This window comes from Yersinia sp. 2542 StPb PI (assembly GCF_048593855.1).
Taxonomy (GTDB): Bacteria; Pseudomonadota; Gammaproteobacteria; order Enterobacterales; family Enterobacteriaceae; genus Yersinia; species Yersinia enterocolitica_E.
In genome coordinates this window covers 1-16,085 of sequence record NZ_JAZGQA010000102.1, presented here as the reverse complement: position 1 = coordinate 16,085, position 16,085 = coordinate 1, and the positions used below count along the sequence as shown (strand labels likewise).

Sequence of the window (16,085 nt, the reverse complement as noted above, 5' to 3'; positions counted from 1 at the left end):
AATGAGCAGGGTATCATTGTCGCAGTCAGGATAGATATTCACTACATTCAGCACGTTACCGGAACTTTCGCCCTTGGTCCACAAACGTTGTTTGGTGCGAGAGAAAAAGGTTACCTTGCCGGTTTGCTGTGTCACCGTCAGTGCTGCCTGATTCATATACCCCATCATCAGAACTTCACCGGAAATGGCATGCTGAACGATGGCTGGCATCAGATTGTCGACTTTATCCCAATCCAGTTGGGCAATTTGTTGTTCGCTTAACACACTCTTATCTCCACGCCTTGTTCAGACAAATACTTTTTCAATTCGCCGATATTAATGATTTGTTTATGGAACACCGAGGCTGCCAGCGCACCATAGACATCTGTGTCACGGAAAGCCTCAAGGAAGTGTTCTGGGGTACCTGCACCGCCAGAGGCTATCAACGGAACATGGCAGATGGCTCGCATCTGTTTCAACTGACGTAAATCGTAGCCGTTGCGCACGCCATCTTGGTTCATCATATTCAGCACAATCTCACCGGCTCCACGTAACTGGACCTCTTTGATCCAATCCTCGGTCTGCCAGGTGGTGGCTTTGGTCCGTTTTTCATCGCCAGTGAATTGATAAACCTGATAACTGTCACTTTCCGCGTCATACCAAGTATCAATACCGACGACAATGCATTGTACGCCATAGCGGTCGGCCAAACGGGTAATTAAGGTCGGATCTGCCAGCGCCGGTGAGTTGATAGAGATTTTATCGGCACCGAAGGTCAGGATTTGACCGGCATCTTCAACGCTTTTAATCCCACCCGCCACGCAGAAAGGAATATCAATCACTTCTGCGACCCGCGATACCCAGCTTTTATCGACCACACGGCCGTCAGATGACGCAGTAATATCGTAAAACACCAGCTCGTCGGCACCTTCTTGTGCATAACGCTGCGCCAGTGGCACGATGTCGCCGATGATTTCGTGATTACGGAACTGGACGCCTTTGACCACTTGGCCGTCTTTCACATCCAGACAAGGGATTATACGTTTTGCCAGCATGCGATCGCCTCCTTCACGTTAAACTTGCCGTCCAATAGCGCGCGGCCCACAATCACACCTTGCACACCACTGCCACGCAGGCGGGCAATATCATCCAGACAACCGATACCACCGGAAGCCTGGAATGCCACTTGTGGGTAGCGCTGGCACACTTCCTGATACAGTTCTACATTGGAACCACTCAGGGTGCCATCGCGGGAAATGTCAGTACACAACACATGTTTTAGGCCAAACGGCAGGTATTGCTCGACGATTTGTTCCAGCGTAGCATCTGAGTTTTCCTGCCAACCGCTGATAGCCACCTGTTTGCGACCTGCCTCATTAATTCGGACATCCAGCGCTAATACAATGGCTTCAGCGCCATAGCGCTCAAACCACTGTTGCACCATTTCTGGCTGCTTAACGGCTGTCGAACCCACAACAACCCGTGTTGCACCGGCTTCCAGCAGTGCGACCACATCTTGTTCGTTACGGATACCGCCGCCCACCTGCACCGGGACATCCACACCAGCCAGTAACTCGCGCAGCAAGGGGATCTGACGGGCTGCCGGATCTTTGGCCCCGGTAAGATCGACCAGATGTAACACCTGAGCGCCTTGCTGCTGATAATCCTGTAAGCGAGGCAGTGGGTGATTACCGTAATCACGCTGCTGGCCGTAATCGCCCTGATGCAAACGCACCACCTTGCCTTCGATCAAATCCAACGCAGGAATAATCATGGTGCTCACATCTCCAGAAAGTTTTTCAGCAATTGGGCTCCAGCCGCACCGGAGCGTTCCGGATGAAACTGCACGCCAAAGAAGTTGTCTTTTTCTACTGCGGCGGTAAACGGTTCGCCGTAATTGGCCTGGGCGATGGTATCTGGGCATATTGGCATTGCATATCCGTGCACAAAGTAGAAATAGGTCCCATCCGGGATCCCACGAAACAAATGATTACCCGCTTGTGGGGTAATTTGATTCCAGCCCATGTGCGGCAGCGGTAAACCAAAATCCATCATCTGTTTTACCGGCGTATCAATAATACCGAGAGTTTCAATGCCACCACTCTCCTCGCTGCTGGTCGCCAGCAACTGCATTCCCAGGCAGATACCCAATACCGGCTGAGTACAGCTCTTAATCAGTTCGATAAGTTCGCGTTCTTTTAACTGCTCCATTGCTGCATGGGCAGTACCGACACCTGGCAGGAAAAGCTTATCTGCACGCAGTACAATCTCAGGGTCACGGCTGATAACGGGTGCATAACCCAAACGTTGCACCGCATAGGTGACAGAGGAGAGGTTGGCGCACCCTGTATCCAGAATCACCACATTCATTACAGCACTCCTTTGGAACTTGGCAGGGTATTGCCCTCAACGCGGATCGCCTGACGTAAAGTACGACCAAACACTTTAAACAGGCTCTCGACCCGGTGGTGATCGTTACGGCCTTTGGTTTTCAAGTGCAGGGTACAGGCCATGGCATAAGAGAGGGAGCGGAAGAAGTGCTCAACCATCTCAGTGCTCAGGTCACCCACGCGCTGGTAGTTAAATTCCGCTTTGTATTCCAGATGCGGGCGGCCGGAAATATCTAGCGCGCAGCGCGCCAGACACTCGTCCATTGGCAAGACAAAACCAAAACGGCCAATACCGCGTTTGTCACCGAGCGCGTTGTTAATCGCTTCGCCCAGTGCCAGTGCCGTATCTTCTACGGTGTGGTGGTCATCAATGTAGAGGTCACCGCTGACCTGAATATCCATACGGAAACCGCCGTGAGTGGCGATTTGATCCAGCATATGGTCGAAGAAGCCCACGCCGGTTTTGATCTTGCTGCCCCCTTCACGATCGAGCCACACATTTACATCAATTGCCGTCTCTTTGGTGACACGGTTAACATAGGCATGACGGTCTCGTTGGGTTAGCTGCTTGGCAATCTGCGACCAGTTCAAACCATCACGCTGATAACGCAAGCCGCTGATGCCCATATTGTGAGCCAATTGCAGGTCAGTTTCTCGGTCGCCGATAACATAGCTATTAGCACTATTCATTACGCCTTCAGCCAGATAACTTTCTACCAACTCGGTTTTCGGCTTACGGCAAGTACAATTATCCGCAGGTAGGTGCGGGCAAATTAGCACTTGCTCGAAATTGACGCCCTGAGAGCTAAATATTTGCATCATCAGGTTATGGGGAGGATCAAACGTTTCCTGTGGGAAACTGTGGGTACCCAAGCCATCTTGATTGGTTATCATCACCAAACGATAATCCGCTTTTTGCAGTGCCAGCAAGGCCGGGATCACTTCTGGCTCCAGCGCCAGTTTGTCCAGCCGGTCAACCTGAAAGTCTTCTGGTGGCTCAGCAATCAGGGTGCCGTCTCTGTCAATAAAAAGAAATTTCTGGCTCATATCGTTTCCTTACGCAGGCTGGAGGTATTAGTGCTATTGGGGCTATTGATACCGGGCAGGGGAGCAAGGGCGGCAATCACTCGCTCACACTCCTGACGGGTGCCTACCGTAATGCGCAGGCAGTTGGATAACCCAGGTTGCTTATTTTGGTCACGCAGGATGATGCCTTGGTCCCACAGGATTTTGAATACATTGCTGGCGGCGGTAAAACGGGCCAGTAAATAGTTACTTTCACTGGTAAATACCTGCTCAACACAGGCACAGTCTTGCAGCGCGCTTTGTAACCATGCGCGGTTAGTTCGTACTTCGTTTACCCGCTGGCGCATTTGCTCAAGACCTTGTGGGCTGAGCGCTTGTGCAGCAATATCGGCCACCGGTGTAGACAACGGATAGGGCGCGATCACTTTCAGCAACAATTGGATGATATCGCTGTTGGCCAAGGTAAAGCCACAACGTAAACCGGCCAATGCAAAAGCTTTCGATAAGGTGCGCAAAATGACTAAATTCGGATAATCTTTTAGCCAACCGCTTACCGAGGCCTGTGGGCAGAACTCGATATAGGCTTCATCGATAGCCACGATAGCGCGACCTTGCGCCAGTTCCAGCACTTCACGCAGAGAGGCTGGGTTGATTAAATTGCCAGTTGGGTTATTTGGGCTGCAAACATAGATCAATTTCACTCGATCCAGGTTTTCTTTAATTGCCGGTAGATCTAACTGCCAGTCCGCGGTGGTTTGCACGGTACGCAATTCAACACCAAAGGTTTCGGCGCTGACGGCATACATACCATAGGTTGGCGGGCAGAAGAGTATCGCATCTTCACCCGGTTCACAGAATGCACGAATTAGCAGCTCAATACCTTCATCGGCACCACGGCTGACTAACACTTGATCAGTTGCTAAACCGGCATAGGCGGCATAACGCTCAATCACCTGTTTCGGCTGACATTCTGGATAGCGATTGAAGTTTTGTGCCGTAAGTTGGTATTCGGTCGCTAGCGGGTATTCGTTGGCATTAAGCCAAACATCGCCATTACCGCCCAAACGGCGGGCAGACATATAAGGGGTCAGGGCACGGACATTGGCACGGGCCAAATCGGTGACGTTGGTAGATTGGCTCATGCTTGCTCCTTTTGGCCGGCTGTCAGGGCCGCAACACGTAGGGTAACGGCGTTTTTGTGGGCGGTGAGTTGTTCGGCTTGCGCTAAAATTTCGATAGTCGAAGCCAGACCCAGCAAGCCCTGCGGTGTTAATTGCTGTACTGTCATTCGCTTAACAAAATCGGCCAGACCCAAACTGGAATAAGTTGAGGTATAACCATAAGTCGGTAACACGTGGTTGGTACCGGAGGCATAATCACCCGCAGATTCCGGCGACCAGTCACCCATAAAGACTGAACCGGCATTATTAATCTGATCGATAATGTCTTCCGGCTGACGGATTTGCAAAATTAAGTGTTCTGGGCCGTATTGGTTACTGATATCAATACATTGTTGCAAATCTTTGGTGACGATCAAACGGCTGCTTTCCAGTGCCTGACGAGCGATATCAGCGCGCGATAACAATTTAAGTTGCTGCTCTACCTCAACAGCGACTGCTTGGGCAATGGCGGCATCCGGGGTCAGTAATACCACTTGTGAATCCGGCCCGTGCTCCGCTTGAGACAGCAAATCAGAGGCAATAAACGCCGGTGTAGCACCACTGTCGGCAATAACCAACACTTCTGACGGGCCAGCTGGCATGTCAATTGCAGCACCATCCAAACGTTGGCTTACCTGACGCTTCGCTTCAGTGACATACGCGTTGCCGGGGCCAAAAATCTTGTTCACTTTCGGTATTGATTCGCTACCGAATGCCATGGCAGCAATCGCTTGTGCTCCACCAATCTGGAACACTTCATTAATCCCACACAGTTGCGCGGCATACAGTATTTCATCGGCAATCGGCGGCGGGGAACATAAAATGACCCGCTGGCAACCGGCAATGCGTGCTGGGGTACCGAGCATGAGTACGGTAGACAGCAGCGGGGCGGAACCACCGGGAATATACAAGCCGACGGAGGCAATCGGACGGGTGATTTGCTGGCAGCGTACGCCCGGTTGCGTTTCAACATCCACCACGGGCATTTTCTGCGCGTTGTGGAAGATTTCAATATTACATACTGCTTTCGCCATGGCTTGTTTAATGTCGTCATTCAAGCGCCCGACGGCGGCAGTTATCTCATCGCTACTGATGCGGATATTGGTAACCTGCACCGTATCAAAGCGTTGGCTGAAATCACGCAAGGCACTGTCACCCTCGGCTTTCACCCGATCAAGGATTTCGCTGACGGTTGCGGTGATTCTGTCAGAGGCATTAATTGCCGGGCGGCTCAACAGCGATTTTTTCTGCTCTTCGCTGCATTGCTGCCAGTCGATTAGGGTATTGAAATTCGTCGGCTGCATCAGTTACTCCATCATTTTTTCAATCGGTAATACCAGAATGGAGCTGGCACCTAACGCTTTCAGCTTTTCCATGGTTTCCCAGAACAGCGTCTCGCTACTGACCATGTGCATGGCGACACGGCTCTTATCACCGGCCAATGGCAGAATAGTAGGGCGCTCGGCACCTGGCAGCAGAGTAATGATTTCGTCCAAACGTTCACTGGGTGCATGCATCATGATGTATTTGGATTCACGTGCTTGAATAACGCCCTGAATTCGGGTCATCAGGCGATCAATCAGTTGTTGCTTATCGGCTGGCATTTCGCCATCACGCTGAATCAGGCACGCTTTGGAGCGGTAAATGACTTCAACTTCGCGCAGGCCGTTGGCTTCCAGGGTGGCACCGGTTGACACCAAATCACAGATAACATCCGCCAAACCGGCACGGGGAGCCACTTCAACAGAACCGTTCAGTAAACAAGATTTAAAGGTAACCCTTTGTTTATCAAGGTATTGCTTTAAAATGTGTGGGTAAGAGGTGGCGATGCGCTTATTTTGCAGGCATTGCGGGCCGGTATACTCGGTATCCAGTGAGGCTGCCAGTGACAGGCGACAGCCACCGAAATCCAGGCGGCGTAAGGTGAAGTAACGGGGATCTTCGCCTTGAGCACGGCGGCTCAGTAACTCTTCTTCCAGCACGTTTTCGCCAATAATCCCCAGATCAACCACCCCATCCATCACCAGTCCTGGGATATCGTCATCACGTACTCGCAGGATATCGATTGGCATATTTTCTGCAAAAGCGATCAGGCGCTGTTGTTGCAAATTGATTTTAATCCCGCAGCGCGATAACAATTCATGGCAATCATCACTCAGGCGGCCTGATTTCTGCATTGCAATGCGTAAACGTGTTTTATCCAGCATGGTAAATCCTCAATCTATTAATTAATCATATAAAATGATGAGCAACAAAAAAGCCCTCGGAAGATAATCTTCCGAGGGCTTTCTCTATTGCGTTCTACCGCCACCTGGAAGATTCGTTAACCGTCTTCCAGCACACATCGGCCTGCAAGACTAGTCAGGATGATGGTGATGATGGTGATTAAATTGAACGCAGTTCATAATAATTTCTCTGTTTGGGCGGTTTTGAGCAAATCAAAATAGCCTTGATGTATCCATATAGCCATGACGTGGCATAACTTCTGTCAATCAACCTAAACCATCTGCTCGGTAGCGCGCAACCTTTTTTTCGCCTGATGCATTTATTTCACCCTGGAAGGGTGCGGCTTATTAACCAGTAATGGTTTTCTACTTAGTCATTATCACTTTGTTTTATGTCAGTATAAGCATGAAATATTTACCCAGCGTCATTATACCGATTTATAGAAAGAGGCCCATAATAGAGAGTAATTGTTAGGTAACAGTAGTTGGCGTAACTTATGCGTATTACGTGTGTTATCGGTATACACCCGTCATACTTCAAGCTGCATGTGCATTAGCCGCCTTCCTGCAACTCGAATTATTTAGGGTATAGGTTATCGGTATGAATCCGTGGAGAGCAATTGAAATGAAGAAAGTAGCCATTATTGGGTTGGGCTGGCTGGGGATGCCATTGGCGCAATCATTAATCCGTCGTGGAATACAAGTGGTTGGCAGTAAGACTACGCCAGATGGTGTCGATGCCGCCAGAATGAGCGGAGTTGATTGTTTTCAATTGCAACTGACACCGGAACTGATTTGCTCTCCAGACGATCTGGAGCAACTGATGACCGCTGATGCTTTGGTCATTACCTTACCTGCCAGCCGCACCGCCGAACGTGGGGAACAATATCTTCAGGCGGTACAGATGGTGGTCGACAGCGCATTGGCTTTCGGTATGCCGCGCATTATTTTTACCAGTTCTACCTCGGTGTATGGCGAAACCCGTGGCCGAATCAAAGAGAGTTCACCGCTTCAACCAGTGACCACTGCCGGTAAAACACTGATGGAGCTAGAGCTTTGGTTGCATAAGTTACCCAATACTTCGGTGGATATCTTGCGCCTTGCCGGGCTAGTGGGCACCGATCGCCATCCTGGCCGTTTTCTGGCAGGGAAATGCGGTGTGCAAGGCGGCTCACTGGGGGTTAACCTGGTGCATCAGGAAGATGTTATTTCAGCCATCGAGTTGTTGCTTAAGCTGCCAAGGGGCGGCCATATTTATAATTTGTGTGCGCCACACCATCCCGCCAAGCGTGATTTCTATCCTGAGTGCGCGCGAGCATTACAATTGACGCCACCGGAGTTTGCTCCCGAGGATATTGAGGAAGCACCACGTGAGATTGATGGCAGCAAAATTTGTAGCGAGCTGGGGTTTGAGTATCAATATCCAGACCCAAATCGAATGCCTTTGAATTAATTATCTTATCGGCTACTGAGCGTTTGTATTTTGGGCTTGGGCAGTGCTCGAAATCCTCACGTACTACGTGTACGCTCCGGTTTTTGCGCGCTGGCCGCACCCAAACTACTTTCGCTCGCTATGCCTTGAATGGATATTGAAAGCATTACAACATAAGAATCAATGCCCTATCACCGCTTTTGATGGATATAGGTCAGCGCCAGCGCCATCGCTAATACCAGTCCTTTGATGATATCCATGGCATAATAAGGTACTGACAGCATCACCAGGCCGTTTTGTAATACACCCAGGATCACCGCGCCAATTAAGGTGCCGAAAGCATTAGGCTTGCCAGAACCGGCCAAAGAGAAACCGATATACGCTGCTGCCACGGCATCCATTAGGTAGCCCCCCCCGGCGTTCACCTGCGACGAGCCAATACGTGATGCCAGCAGAATGCCACCCAGTGCCGCTAACAGGGAAGAGAGCACATAGGCCAGCACCCGATAACGCACAGTACGGATACCCGCCAATCGAGCCGCTTCTGGATTACCCCCAATTGCATACATGCGCCGGCCATGCTTGGTTAGCGACAGATACAACTGCACTACAATTGTCACCGCCAGCATAATCAGCACAATTACCGGCACTTGGCCCAGCGCTGAAAACATCTCAGGAATGACGCCTTCCGCCATATCGCCGCTGGGTAGCAACATATTTTGCGTGATAGACCCGCCATAACTGTAGGTCATCGCCACGCCCTGAATCACAAATAGACTGGCAAGGGTGGCCAGCATGTCAGGGATCTTCAGTACCACGATCAGAAAGGCGTTAAACAGGCCGACCAAGGTACAAATCAGTAGCGTTAGAATAATGGCGCCAGTGGTACCAAAACCGTACCAGACAAATAGCGATACCACGATGGCATTGGCCAACGAAGCGGTGGAACCCACCGACAGATCAAAACCACCAATCGACAGCGAAATCGACACTCCAATGGCAATCACCGTCACGATGGCGATGGAGCGCAAAATATTGATAATATTGTTTGGATCGAGGAAGTTATCCGATGCCAAGCCAAATAACGCGATTAGCGCCACAACGGTGAGTAACATCCCCCATTTGTAGAGAAAATCAAAGAGCTGATGACGCCATGGTTGTGCGTCGGCTAGGGGGATTTCTTTGTTCACTGAGGAGTTCCTCCAGTAGAGAATAGTAATAATGTCTCTTCATCAACATCGGCGGCGTTCAGTTCGGCGACAATACGCCCATCCCACAACACACAGATGCGAGAGCATAAACCGACCAATTCTGAGAATTCACCGGATGCATAAATAATGCCTTTCCCACTCTGTGCTAAAGCGTCAATCAGAGTGAACAGGTCTTGCTTGGCTTTGATGTCGACACCTTTAGTCGGTTCATCAAAAATCAGTACCTGCGCATCACCGCGCAACCACTTGCCGATTGCCACTTTCTGCTGATTGCCTCCCGATAGGCGCGCGAGTTTCTGTTGCGGCGAAGAGGCACGTATCCCAAGACGCTGAATTAACTCTTTGGCCCAATTTAGCTCCTGACGGCGGCTAAAAATACTCCAGCGGGAAAAACTGTCATCGGCGGCCACACTGAGATTCATCGCAATCCCTTCGTGGATAAAAATACCTTCTTTGCGCCGCTCTTCCGGTACCAATGCCAATCCTTGTGCGACAGATTGGGCGGGCGAGCGTGGCTTCCAGGTTTTACCTTGTAATTCGCCACTGTCGACACGGCTGGGTGTTGCGCCAAACAACGCTTTGCACAGTTCGGTTTTCCCCGCACCGGCTAACCCGGCAATACCCAGAATCTCCCCTTCATGCAGTGTCAGGGAAATATCGCGCAATTTGTGTTGATCATGTAAACCGCGTACAGCCAGCAGTGTTTTACGGCTGACCGCCGCTCGCCGAGGGGGAAAAATATCATCCAGCGTATGGCCAAGCATTTTTTCCACAATCTGCTCGCCGCTTAGCTCACCCATGGCATCATGGCTGACACGCCGCCCATCACGTAACACCGTTAATTGATCGCAAATTTCGCGTAATTCATGGATGCGATGTGAAATGAAAACGATTGCCATGCCTTCCGATTGCAAACGGCGGACTACGCGGAACAAGCGCGCGCTCTCTTCTTGATCCAGTGGTGCGGTGGGTTCATCTAAAATCAGGAAACGGCATTGGTGGGAAAGGGCGCGGGCTAATAACACCTGTTGTTTCTCTGCCAGCGTGCAGGATTCCAGACGTTGACGCACATTTAATTTAACATCAAGTTGCCCGAGTAGCGCTTCTGCCTGACGGTAAAGCTGCGGCCAGTTAAACAGATGTCCCTGCTCCGCCAGTGTATCCAGCATAATATTTTCCGCCACAGACAGGGTGGGGATCAGCGCGACATCAACCTCTTGCTGAACCACATGGATACCCTGTTGTTTGGCTTGTCGGGGGGAATGAATATCTATCTGTTGGCCATCAATATAGATCTCACCACGATAGTGACTGTGAGCGCCGGAAAGAATAGCCATCAAGGTTGATTTTCCTGCACCATTAGCACCGACCAGTGCATGGGTGGAACCACCTTCCAGTGTAAAATCAACTTGTTGCAGTGCATGGAATCCAGAAAACGAAATAGAGATATTGCGCATCTCAAGGCGGGAGGAGCTGATGCTGGACATAAATTTCTGTGACTGCCCTATAAAGTATTTTGGCGACCTACCCCTTTTTGCTATTCAGAAATAGGCTTACGATTTTTCTCAGGTCAATCAACCGGAGGAACAGGCAGTCAATAATGCTGCTGATAGCTTTCTTTTTTAACACAGTTTCTATTATTCGCAACAAACTAAAGTAGTTAAGGTATATCAAAAAATTATTAAACATTGCTGGCTTACCCCTTAAGATGAGAAAAACAGCGATAAGAACGTAATTTAAAAGGAACGCGCGATGAGCACGAATGCAATCCGGGTACAGGTAGGTCCGGCCAACTATTTTTCTTTTCCGGGTGCTATCGACAAACTGAGTGAGTTCTACCCTCCGGCGGCCCTGGATAAGGCACTGTGGATCTTTGGTGAGCGTGCTTTGGCGGCAGCCAGTGATTACTTGCCCGCCGCGTTCCACGGGCCGCAAGCGGTGCGTGCTGCGTTTTCAACCCATTGCAGTGAGTCTACTGTTGCGGATTTGGTGAAAACGGCGGGCAATGACCGCCTGGTGGTGATCGGTATCGGCGGTGGGGCAGTATTGGATACCGCGAAAGTGGTGGCACGTAAGTTGGGGTTGCCACTGGTCGCTATCCCGACTATCGCTGCAACCTGCGCCGCCTGGACGCCACTCTCCGTCTGGTATAGCGACGCCGGGCAGGCACTGAATTTTGAAATTTTCAAAGATGCTAATCACTTAGTCTTAGTTGAACCGCACATCATTTTGCAAGCACCGGTGGAATATCTGCTGGCAGGTATTGGCGATACCTTGGCAAAATGGTACGAAGCCGTGGTACTTAGCCCACAGCCGGAAACGTTATCTCTCACCGTTCGCCTCGGATTACAGGCTGCGTTGGATATTCGTAATGTGCTGCTAAAGCAAAGTGAAGCCGCGTTACGGGCGGTTAAGCAAGCTGAACTGACACAGGACTTTCTGGATGTGGTGGATGCGATTATTGCCGGGGGCGGCATGGTTGGTGGGTTGGGGGAGCGTTATACCCGGGTGGCGGCGGCACATGCAGTGCACAATGGCCTGACTCTGTTACCCCAAACTGAGCATTTTCTGCATGGCACCAAAGTGGCCTATGGGATTTTGGTCCAGACAGCCCTGCTGGAGCAGGATGAGGCATTACAGTCATTGATTGTGGCGTTTAAAAAGTTGGGCTTGCCAACCCATTTAGCGGCGCTGGATGTTGATATTAATGATCGCGATGCTATTGAGCGGGTGATTGGTCGAATTCTGAAGCCGAGTGAATCAATTCATTATCTGCCTATTGCATTGAATTCAGACAAACTGTGGGCGGCAATTGAGCGGGTAGAAATGGCCGCTCAGCACTGATAGCACGCGGGAATAACCGTTTATACCCGTTATACTTCAAGCTGCATGTGCGTTGGCTACGCTCAATAACCCGAATCACTTACTCATGTAAGCTCATCGGGATTTTCTCGCTTGCCGCCTTCCTACAACTCGAATTATTTAGGGTATAGATCAAACTGTCATAAGAATATTGTTTCAAGTGCTTTAACATCTTGTTTTTTGCTCTCAACTTAGGGCAGAATACGCGCCATGCAATAACCGACGTTTAAACGCGTCGGTTATTTTTTTGCATTCATGTTTTCACAAATCAAGAGGCCGGACAACGATCCGGATAGATAAACAGGTCCGCGAGCGATTATTCACATACTGAAATCGCCGTTATGAGGAAAGAAAGATGGGGCAATTATTCACACTGGCACCGGTGCCCACCGGTATGCGCTGCACATGCAGCGATTATGGCGCAGCAGGTATGGCAAATACCCGTTACTCCGCTCTTATTTCCCCACTTACGTATCCCAGGCAGATACGAAGTTTCCCCGTCACCTCTAACCTGTGCGCTACACTTGCGAATCGGGTTAAAGGTATGGGGAGGCTGAATCATGACGCATAACGCTACTGTTGCAGTCGGTACTAACCAAACGGGTACCAACAACCGCGTCCAACTCAGAAAAACACTAACACTGGTCCAAGTGGTGATGATGGGTCTGGCTTATTTACAGCCGATGACCATTTTCGATACTTTTGGCATTGTTTCCGGTTTGACCGATGGTCATGTCGCGACCTCTTACGCCATTGCGTTGATTGCGGTGCTGTTCACGGCAATCAGCTATGGCAAACTGGTTAAACGCTTCCCGTCTGCGGGGTCGGCGTATACTTACGCCCAGAAATCCATTAGTCCGAATGTTGGCTTTATGGTGGGTTGGTCATCACTGCTGGACTATCTGTTCATGCCGATGATTAATATTCTGTTGGCAAAAATTTACCTCGAAGCGATTTTCCCTGGTGTGCCATCGTGGATTTTTGTTGGCGCGCTGGTCAGCCTGATGACGCTGTTTAACCTGCGTGGCATCAACGTGGTGGCAAACTTGAACTCGGTTATTGTTGTGGTTCAGGTGGCTATCATGGTGGTCTTTATGGGGCTATTGATTCATGGTGTTTATCAGGGTGAAGGTGCGGGCACATTGGTAAGCCCACGCCCGTTCTATTCTGAAAATGCCCATTTGGTGCCGATGATAACCGGGGCCACGATACTGTGCTTCTCATTCCTGGGTTTCGACGGCATCAGTTCATTGTCTGAAGAAACCCCTAATGCCGGTAAAGTGATCCCGAAAGCGATTTTCTTGACGGCATTGATTGGCGGCGTGATCTTTATTGTGGTGTCTTATTTCTTACAGCTCTATTTCCCGGATATTTCGCGCTTCACTGATCCTGATGCGTCACAGCCGGAAATTATGCTGTTTGTTGCTGGCAAATTCTTCCAGTCAGTTATCTTGTGCTTCTCCTGTGTCACGGTATTGGCATCAGGGATGGCGGCACATGCTGGCGTTTCGCGTCTGCTGTATGTGATGGGCCGCGATGGGGTATTCCCAGAAAAAATATTTGGTTACGTGCACCCGAAATGGCGGACTCCGGCAATCAACGTACTGTTGGTCGGTGGCGTGGCATTGTCAGCTATTTCCTTTGATCTGGTGACGGCGACCGCATTGATTAACTTCGGTGCGCTGGTGGCCTTTACCTTCGTGAACCTGTCAGTGATTTCACAGTTCTATATCCGTGAACGCCGTAACAAAACGTTTAAGGATCATTTCAGCTACCTGATTCTGCCAATGATTGGTGCCGGAACGGTGGGGGTGCTGTGGATGAATCTGGAAAGCAGTTCAATGACACTGGGGCTGGTGTGGGGCGCGATTGGTCTGGCTTATATGGTCTGGAAAACCCGTGCTTTCCGTCAGGCTCTGCCTCAATTTAATGGCGAACTGGCACAGTAGTCGCATCTGATATTGCGCAATTGCTGACTAAAACGGAGCCTGATGGCTCCGTTTTTTATGGGATAATTTACTGCCACAACCCTAGCTCACCAAGCCTCTGGCATACTCAAACAGTGCTTTCAGCAGTGCCAGCTTCTCTTTATCGTCTTCATACTGGTTATAGAATTGTTCCAGTTGCAGCACGTAGTCCTGCACTCTTTCAGGATTGAGGGCTTCGCGGCGATGTTCCAGCCAACGCTGTTGCTCACTGTCAGTCAGCGTATTGGGGTAATTACGGGCGCGAAAGCGGAAAAATAGCGCTTCCAGCCGTGGATCTTGAAAGGTCAAATCCAGTGCGGGCAGGTTTTGCGGTTCAGTTTGTAAAATGATCTTCATGGTGGCGCGGTCGGCATCGCTGAAGAAGCCATTATACAGTTGTGCATCGACATCATCGGATACCGCAAAAGGTTCGGCTTCGGCGAACAGTGCCACCACTTTTTCACGTACTTGCGGATTTTGCCGCAATAATTGTAAATTTTGCAGGCAACGTTGGCGATCAATGCCCAAACGATCAGCATTTTCCGGTAATAAAGTTTTAGCCGGAGCCAGTACCGGGCATTTATTGATATGCACCAGTTTCAGTGGCACCGCTGCATCCTGTGCATTGAGTTTGTCGCGGCGGGTATACAGACGCTCGCGCAGCGTATCGCTATCCAACGCCAGCAATGGCGACATATCACCGGCCAGGTCACACATAATCACCGCATTTTTATTCTCAGGATGCCATGCCAGCGGCGCAACCCAACTGGTATTGCCCCGCACCGCGCCAAACATGCCAGAGACATGAACCAACGGCGTCATCTCCGCGATATCAATCAGTGCATTTATTTTATGCTTACTGCGGTGTTGATATAAATAGTCGAATAGGCGGGGTTGCGCCTGTTTGACCAATTTCGCCATCGCGATGGTGGCATACACATCTGACATCGCATCATGGGCATGCAAATGCTCAACACCATTGGTTTTGGTCAGATGCTCAAGCTTGAAACTCGGCAGGCCATCTTCATTTTCCGGCCAGACGATACCTTCCGGGCGCAGGGCGTAACAAGCTCGCATCACATCTAACAGATCCCAGCGGGAATTCCCTCCTTGCCAGCTATAGGCATAGGGATCGTAAAAATTGCGGTAGAAAATATTGCGACTGACTTCATCATCAAAACGAATATTGTTGTAACCGAGGATACAGGTGCCCGGCACATTGAAAGCCTGATGGATTTGGCGGGCAAATTCTGCCTCATTCACGCCATTGGCTAAGGCATGCTGTGGCGTGATACCGGTTATCATCACAGCCTCTGGCTGTGGCAGATAGTCATCGGCGGGAGCACAGTAAATGACCAATGGCTCTTCGATAATATTGAAATCTAAATCGGTGCGCACCCCGGCAAACTGGGCCGGCCGGTCCAATGCCGGACGCTGACCAAAGGTCTCGTAATCGTGAATGTAGAAAGTAGGTTGCTTATTTTTATCTGACATTATTCGGTTTAACCCTTTTTACTATGGTCATTCTTTAGTGATGGGCCACCGTTTTGGTGGTAAGCCGCAGTGACCAATAACGTTAGTGTTAGAATATCATTTCAAGTGCGCCGAGACGTCAGGATTTATTTCGACATACTTATGTTTTGCCAGAAACATGCCGATCTAATTAGTATTTACCTACCGTTTACTCAGCTATTCATACAATTCGCCTACTAAATGACACGGTAGGAATCATGGTGAAAAAACTTCTGCTAACCGGCGCAACAGGGTTTCTGGGCGGGGCAGTGCTTGAAAAGTTATTGTTGGCAGACGCCGATTTTAATTATTTATTATTAG

Annotated in this window: 17 protein-coding genes and 1 other annotated feature; of the genes, 5 read left to right on the top strand and 12 right to left on the bottom strand. The window is 50.0% G+C overall.

Annotation, left to right across the window (positions count from 1 at the left end; genetic code table 11):
• The 9 genes from V1952_RS13360 to hisL form a co-directional block, all read right to left on the bottom strand.
• Nucleotides 1–264, bottom strand: a 264-nt coding sequence (locus V1952_RS13360; RefSeq protein ID WP_420074901.1) for a phosphoribosyl-AMP cyclohydrolase, incomplete at its 3' end; no start/stop codon positions are given.
• Nucleotides 258–1,034 (bottom strand): imidazole glycerol phosphate synthase subunit HisF, encoded by a 777-nt coding sequence (gene hisF / locus V1952_RS13355; protein WP_420074900.1) that lies wholly within the window; start codon nucleotides 1,032–1,034, stop codon nucleotides 258–260. The genes hisF and V1952_RS13360, both read right to left, overlap by 7 nt.
• Nucleotides 1,016–1,753: a 1-(5-phosphoribosyl)-5-[(5-phosphoribosylamino)methylideneamino]imidazole-4-carboxamide isomerase gene (hisA, locus tag V1952_RS13350; RefSeq protein ID WP_005187731.1), complete on the bottom strand. Its 738-nt coding sequence runs from the start codon at nucleotides 1,751–1,753 to the stop codon at nucleotides 1,016–1,018. The genes hisF and hisA overlap by 19 nt, the downstream gene beginning before the upstream one ends.
• Before the next feature lie 5 nt (nucleotides 1,754–1,758).
• Nucleotides 1,759–2,349, bottom strand: coding sequence for an imidazole glycerol phosphate synthase subunit HisH (gene hisH / locus V1952_RS13345; RefSeq protein ID WP_420074899.1), 591 nt, complete (start codon nucleotides 2,347–2,349; stop codon nucleotides 1,759–1,761).
• Nucleotides 2,349–3,416, bottom strand: coding sequence for a bifunctional histidinol-phosphatase/imidazoleglycerol-phosphate dehydratase HisB (hisB, locus tag V1952_RS13340; RefSeq protein WP_049603572.1), 1,068 nt, complete (start codon nucleotides 3,414–3,416; stop codon nucleotides 2,349–2,351). The genes hisH and hisB overlap by 1 nt, the downstream gene beginning before the upstream one ends.
• Nucleotides 3,413–4,537, bottom strand: coding sequence for a histidinol-phosphate transaminase (gene hisC, locus V1952_RS13335; protein WP_420074898.1), 1,125 nt, complete (start codon nucleotides 4,535–4,537; stop codon nucleotides 3,413–3,415). The genes hisB and hisC overlap by 4 nt, the downstream gene beginning before the upstream one ends.
• Entirely contained in the window at nucleotides 4,534–5,859 is a 1,326-nt protein-coding gene (hisD, locus tag V1952_RS13330) for a histidinol dehydrogenase (RefSeq protein WP_420074897.1), read from the bottom strand. Before hisD ends, hisC begins: the two co-directional genes overlap by 4 nt.
• Nucleotides 5,860–5,862: 3 nt before the next feature.
• Complete coding sequence (hisG, locus tag V1952_RS13325) at nucleotides 5,863–6,762, bottom strand: ATP phosphoribosyltransferase (RefSeq protein WP_420074896.1); 900 nt, start codon at nucleotides 6,760–6,762, stop codon at nucleotides 5,863–5,865.
• Between the two features lie 44 nt (nucleotides 6,763–6,806).
• Nucleotides 6,807–6,937 (bottom strand) — a sequence feature (His leader region).
• Complete coding sequence (gene hisL / locus V1952_RS13320) at nucleotides 6,913–6,960, bottom strand: his operon leader peptide (RefSeq protein ID WP_105877057.1); 48 nt, start codon at nucleotides 6,958–6,960, stop codon at nucleotides 6,913–6,915. (Overlaps the previous feature by 25 nt.)
• A gap of 445 nt (nucleotides 6,961–7,405) precedes the next feature.
• On the opposite strand from hisL, the gene V1952_RS13315 reads away from it, so the two are divergent.
• Nucleotides 7,406–8,233: an SDR family oxidoreductase gene (locus V1952_RS13315; RefSeq protein ID WP_372559861.1), complete on the top strand. Its 828-nt coding sequence runs from the start codon at nucleotides 7,406–7,408 to the stop codon at nucleotides 8,231–8,233.
• 170 nt (nucleotides 8,234–8,403) lie between these two features.
• Here the strand turns inward: V1952_RS13315 and V1952_RS13310 are convergent, their stop codons facing one another.
• Together V1952_RS13310 and V1952_RS13305 are read right to left on the bottom strand one after the other, a co-directional pair.
• Complete coding sequence (locus V1952_RS13310) at nucleotides 8,404–9,402, bottom strand: ABC transporter permease (protein WP_050072904.1); 999 nt, start codon at nucleotides 9,400–9,402, stop codon at nucleotides 8,404–8,406.
• Nucleotides 9,399–10,910, bottom strand: coding sequence for a sugar ABC transporter ATP-binding protein (locus V1952_RS13305; RefSeq protein ID WP_372558475.1), 1,512 nt, complete (start codon nucleotides 10,908–10,910; stop codon nucleotides 9,399–9,401). The genes V1952_RS13310 and V1952_RS13305 overlap by 4 nt, the downstream gene beginning before the upstream one ends.
• A gap of 265 nt (nucleotides 10,911–11,175) precedes the next feature.
• Here V1952_RS13305 and V1952_RS13300 point away from each other — a divergent pair, with 265 nt between their 5' ends.
• The 3 genes from V1952_RS13300 to V1952_RS13290 all read left to right on the top strand — a co-directional run bounded on the left by V1952_RS13300 (nucleotide 11,176) and on the right by V1952_RS13290 (nucleotide 14,234).
• Complete coding sequence (locus V1952_RS13300; RefSeq protein ID WP_420074895.1) at nucleotides 11,176–12,267, top strand: oxidoreductase; 1,092 nt, start codon at nucleotides 11,176–11,178, stop codon at nucleotides 12,265–12,267.
• Nucleotides 12,268–12,640: 373 nt separating this feature from the next.
• Nucleotides 12,641–12,856 (top strand): hypothetical protein, encoded by a 216-nt coding sequence (locus V1952_RS13295; RefSeq protein WP_032906857.1) that lies wholly within the window; start codon nucleotides 12,641–12,643, stop codon nucleotides 12,854–12,856.
• The gene (locus tag V1952_RS13290) at nucleotides 12,846–14,234 is read left to right on the top strand and encodes an APC family permease (RefSeq protein ID WP_083159326.1); all 1,389 of its coding nucleotides are present in this window, start codon (nucleotides 12,846–12,848) and stop codon (nucleotides 14,232–14,234) included. The genes V1952_RS13295 and V1952_RS13290 overlap by 11 nt, the downstream gene beginning before the upstream one ends.
• Before the next feature lie 81 nt (nucleotides 14,235–14,315).
• On the opposite strand, the gene sbcB is transcribed toward V1952_RS13290, so the two are convergent.
• A complete protein-coding gene (sbcB, locus tag V1952_RS13285) occupies nucleotides 14,316–15,746 on the bottom strand; it encodes an exodeoxyribonuclease I (RefSeq protein WP_420074894.1) in 1,431 nt (476 codons plus the stop codon).
• 239 nt (nucleotides 15,747–15,985) lie between these two features.
• Between sbcB and V1952_RS13280 the strand changes: the two genes are divergently transcribed.
• The coding region (locus V1952_RS13280) for an SDR family oxidoreductase (protein ID WP_420074902.1) at nucleotides 15,986–16,085 on the top strand (100 nt) is incomplete at its 3' end.

Bases quoted from the DNA above. Each gene is read 5' to 3' on its own strand.
- hisF (WP_420074900.1), bottom strand. From the start codon at position 1,034: ATGCTGGCAAAACGTATAATCCCTTGTCTGGATGTGAAAGACGGCCAA.
- hisA (WP_005187731.1), bottom strand. From the start codon at position 1,753: ATGATTATTCCTGCGTTGGATTTGATCGAAGGCAAGGTGGTGCGTTTG.
- hisH (WP_420074899.1), bottom strand. From the start codon at position 2,349: ATGAATGTGGTGATTCTGGATACAGGGTGCGCCAACCTCTCCTCTGTC.
- hisB (WP_049603572.1), bottom strand. From the start codon at position 3,416: ATGAGCCAGAAATTTCTTTTTATTGACAGAGACGGCACCCTGATTGCT.
- hisC (WP_420074898.1), bottom strand. From the start codon at position 4,537: ATGAGCCAATCTACCAACGTCACCGATTTGGCCCGTGCCAATGTCCGT.
- hisD (WP_420074897.1), bottom strand. From the start codon at position 5,859: ATGCAGCCGACGAATTTCAATACCCTAATCGACTGGCAGCAATGCAGC.
- hisG (WP_420074896.1), bottom strand. From the start codon at position 6,762: ATGCTGGATAAAACACGTTTACGCATTGCAATGCAGAAATCAGGCCGC.
- V1952_RS13315 (WP_372559861.1), top strand. From the start codon at position 7,406: ATGAAGAAAGTAGCCATTATTGGGTTGGGCTGGCTGGGGATGCCATTG.
- V1952_RS13305 (WP_372558475.1), bottom strand. From the start codon at position 10,910: ATGTCCAGCATCAGCTCCTCCCGCCTTGAGATGCGCAATATCTCTATT.
- V1952_RS13300 (WP_420074895.1), top strand. From the start codon at position 11,176: ATGAGCACGAATGCAATCCGGGTACAGGTAGGTCCGGCCAACTATTTT.
- V1952_RS13295 (WP_032906857.1), top strand. From the start codon at position 12,641: ATGGGGCAATTATTCACACTGGCACCGGTGCCCACCGGTATGCGCTGC.
- V1952_RS13290 (WP_083159326.1), top strand. From the start codon at position 12,846: ATGACGCATAACGCTACTGTTGCAGTCGGTACTAACCAAACGGGTACC.
- sbcB (WP_420074894.1), bottom strand. From the start codon at position 15,746: ATGTCAGATAAAAATAAGCAACCTACTTTCTACATTCACGATTACGAG.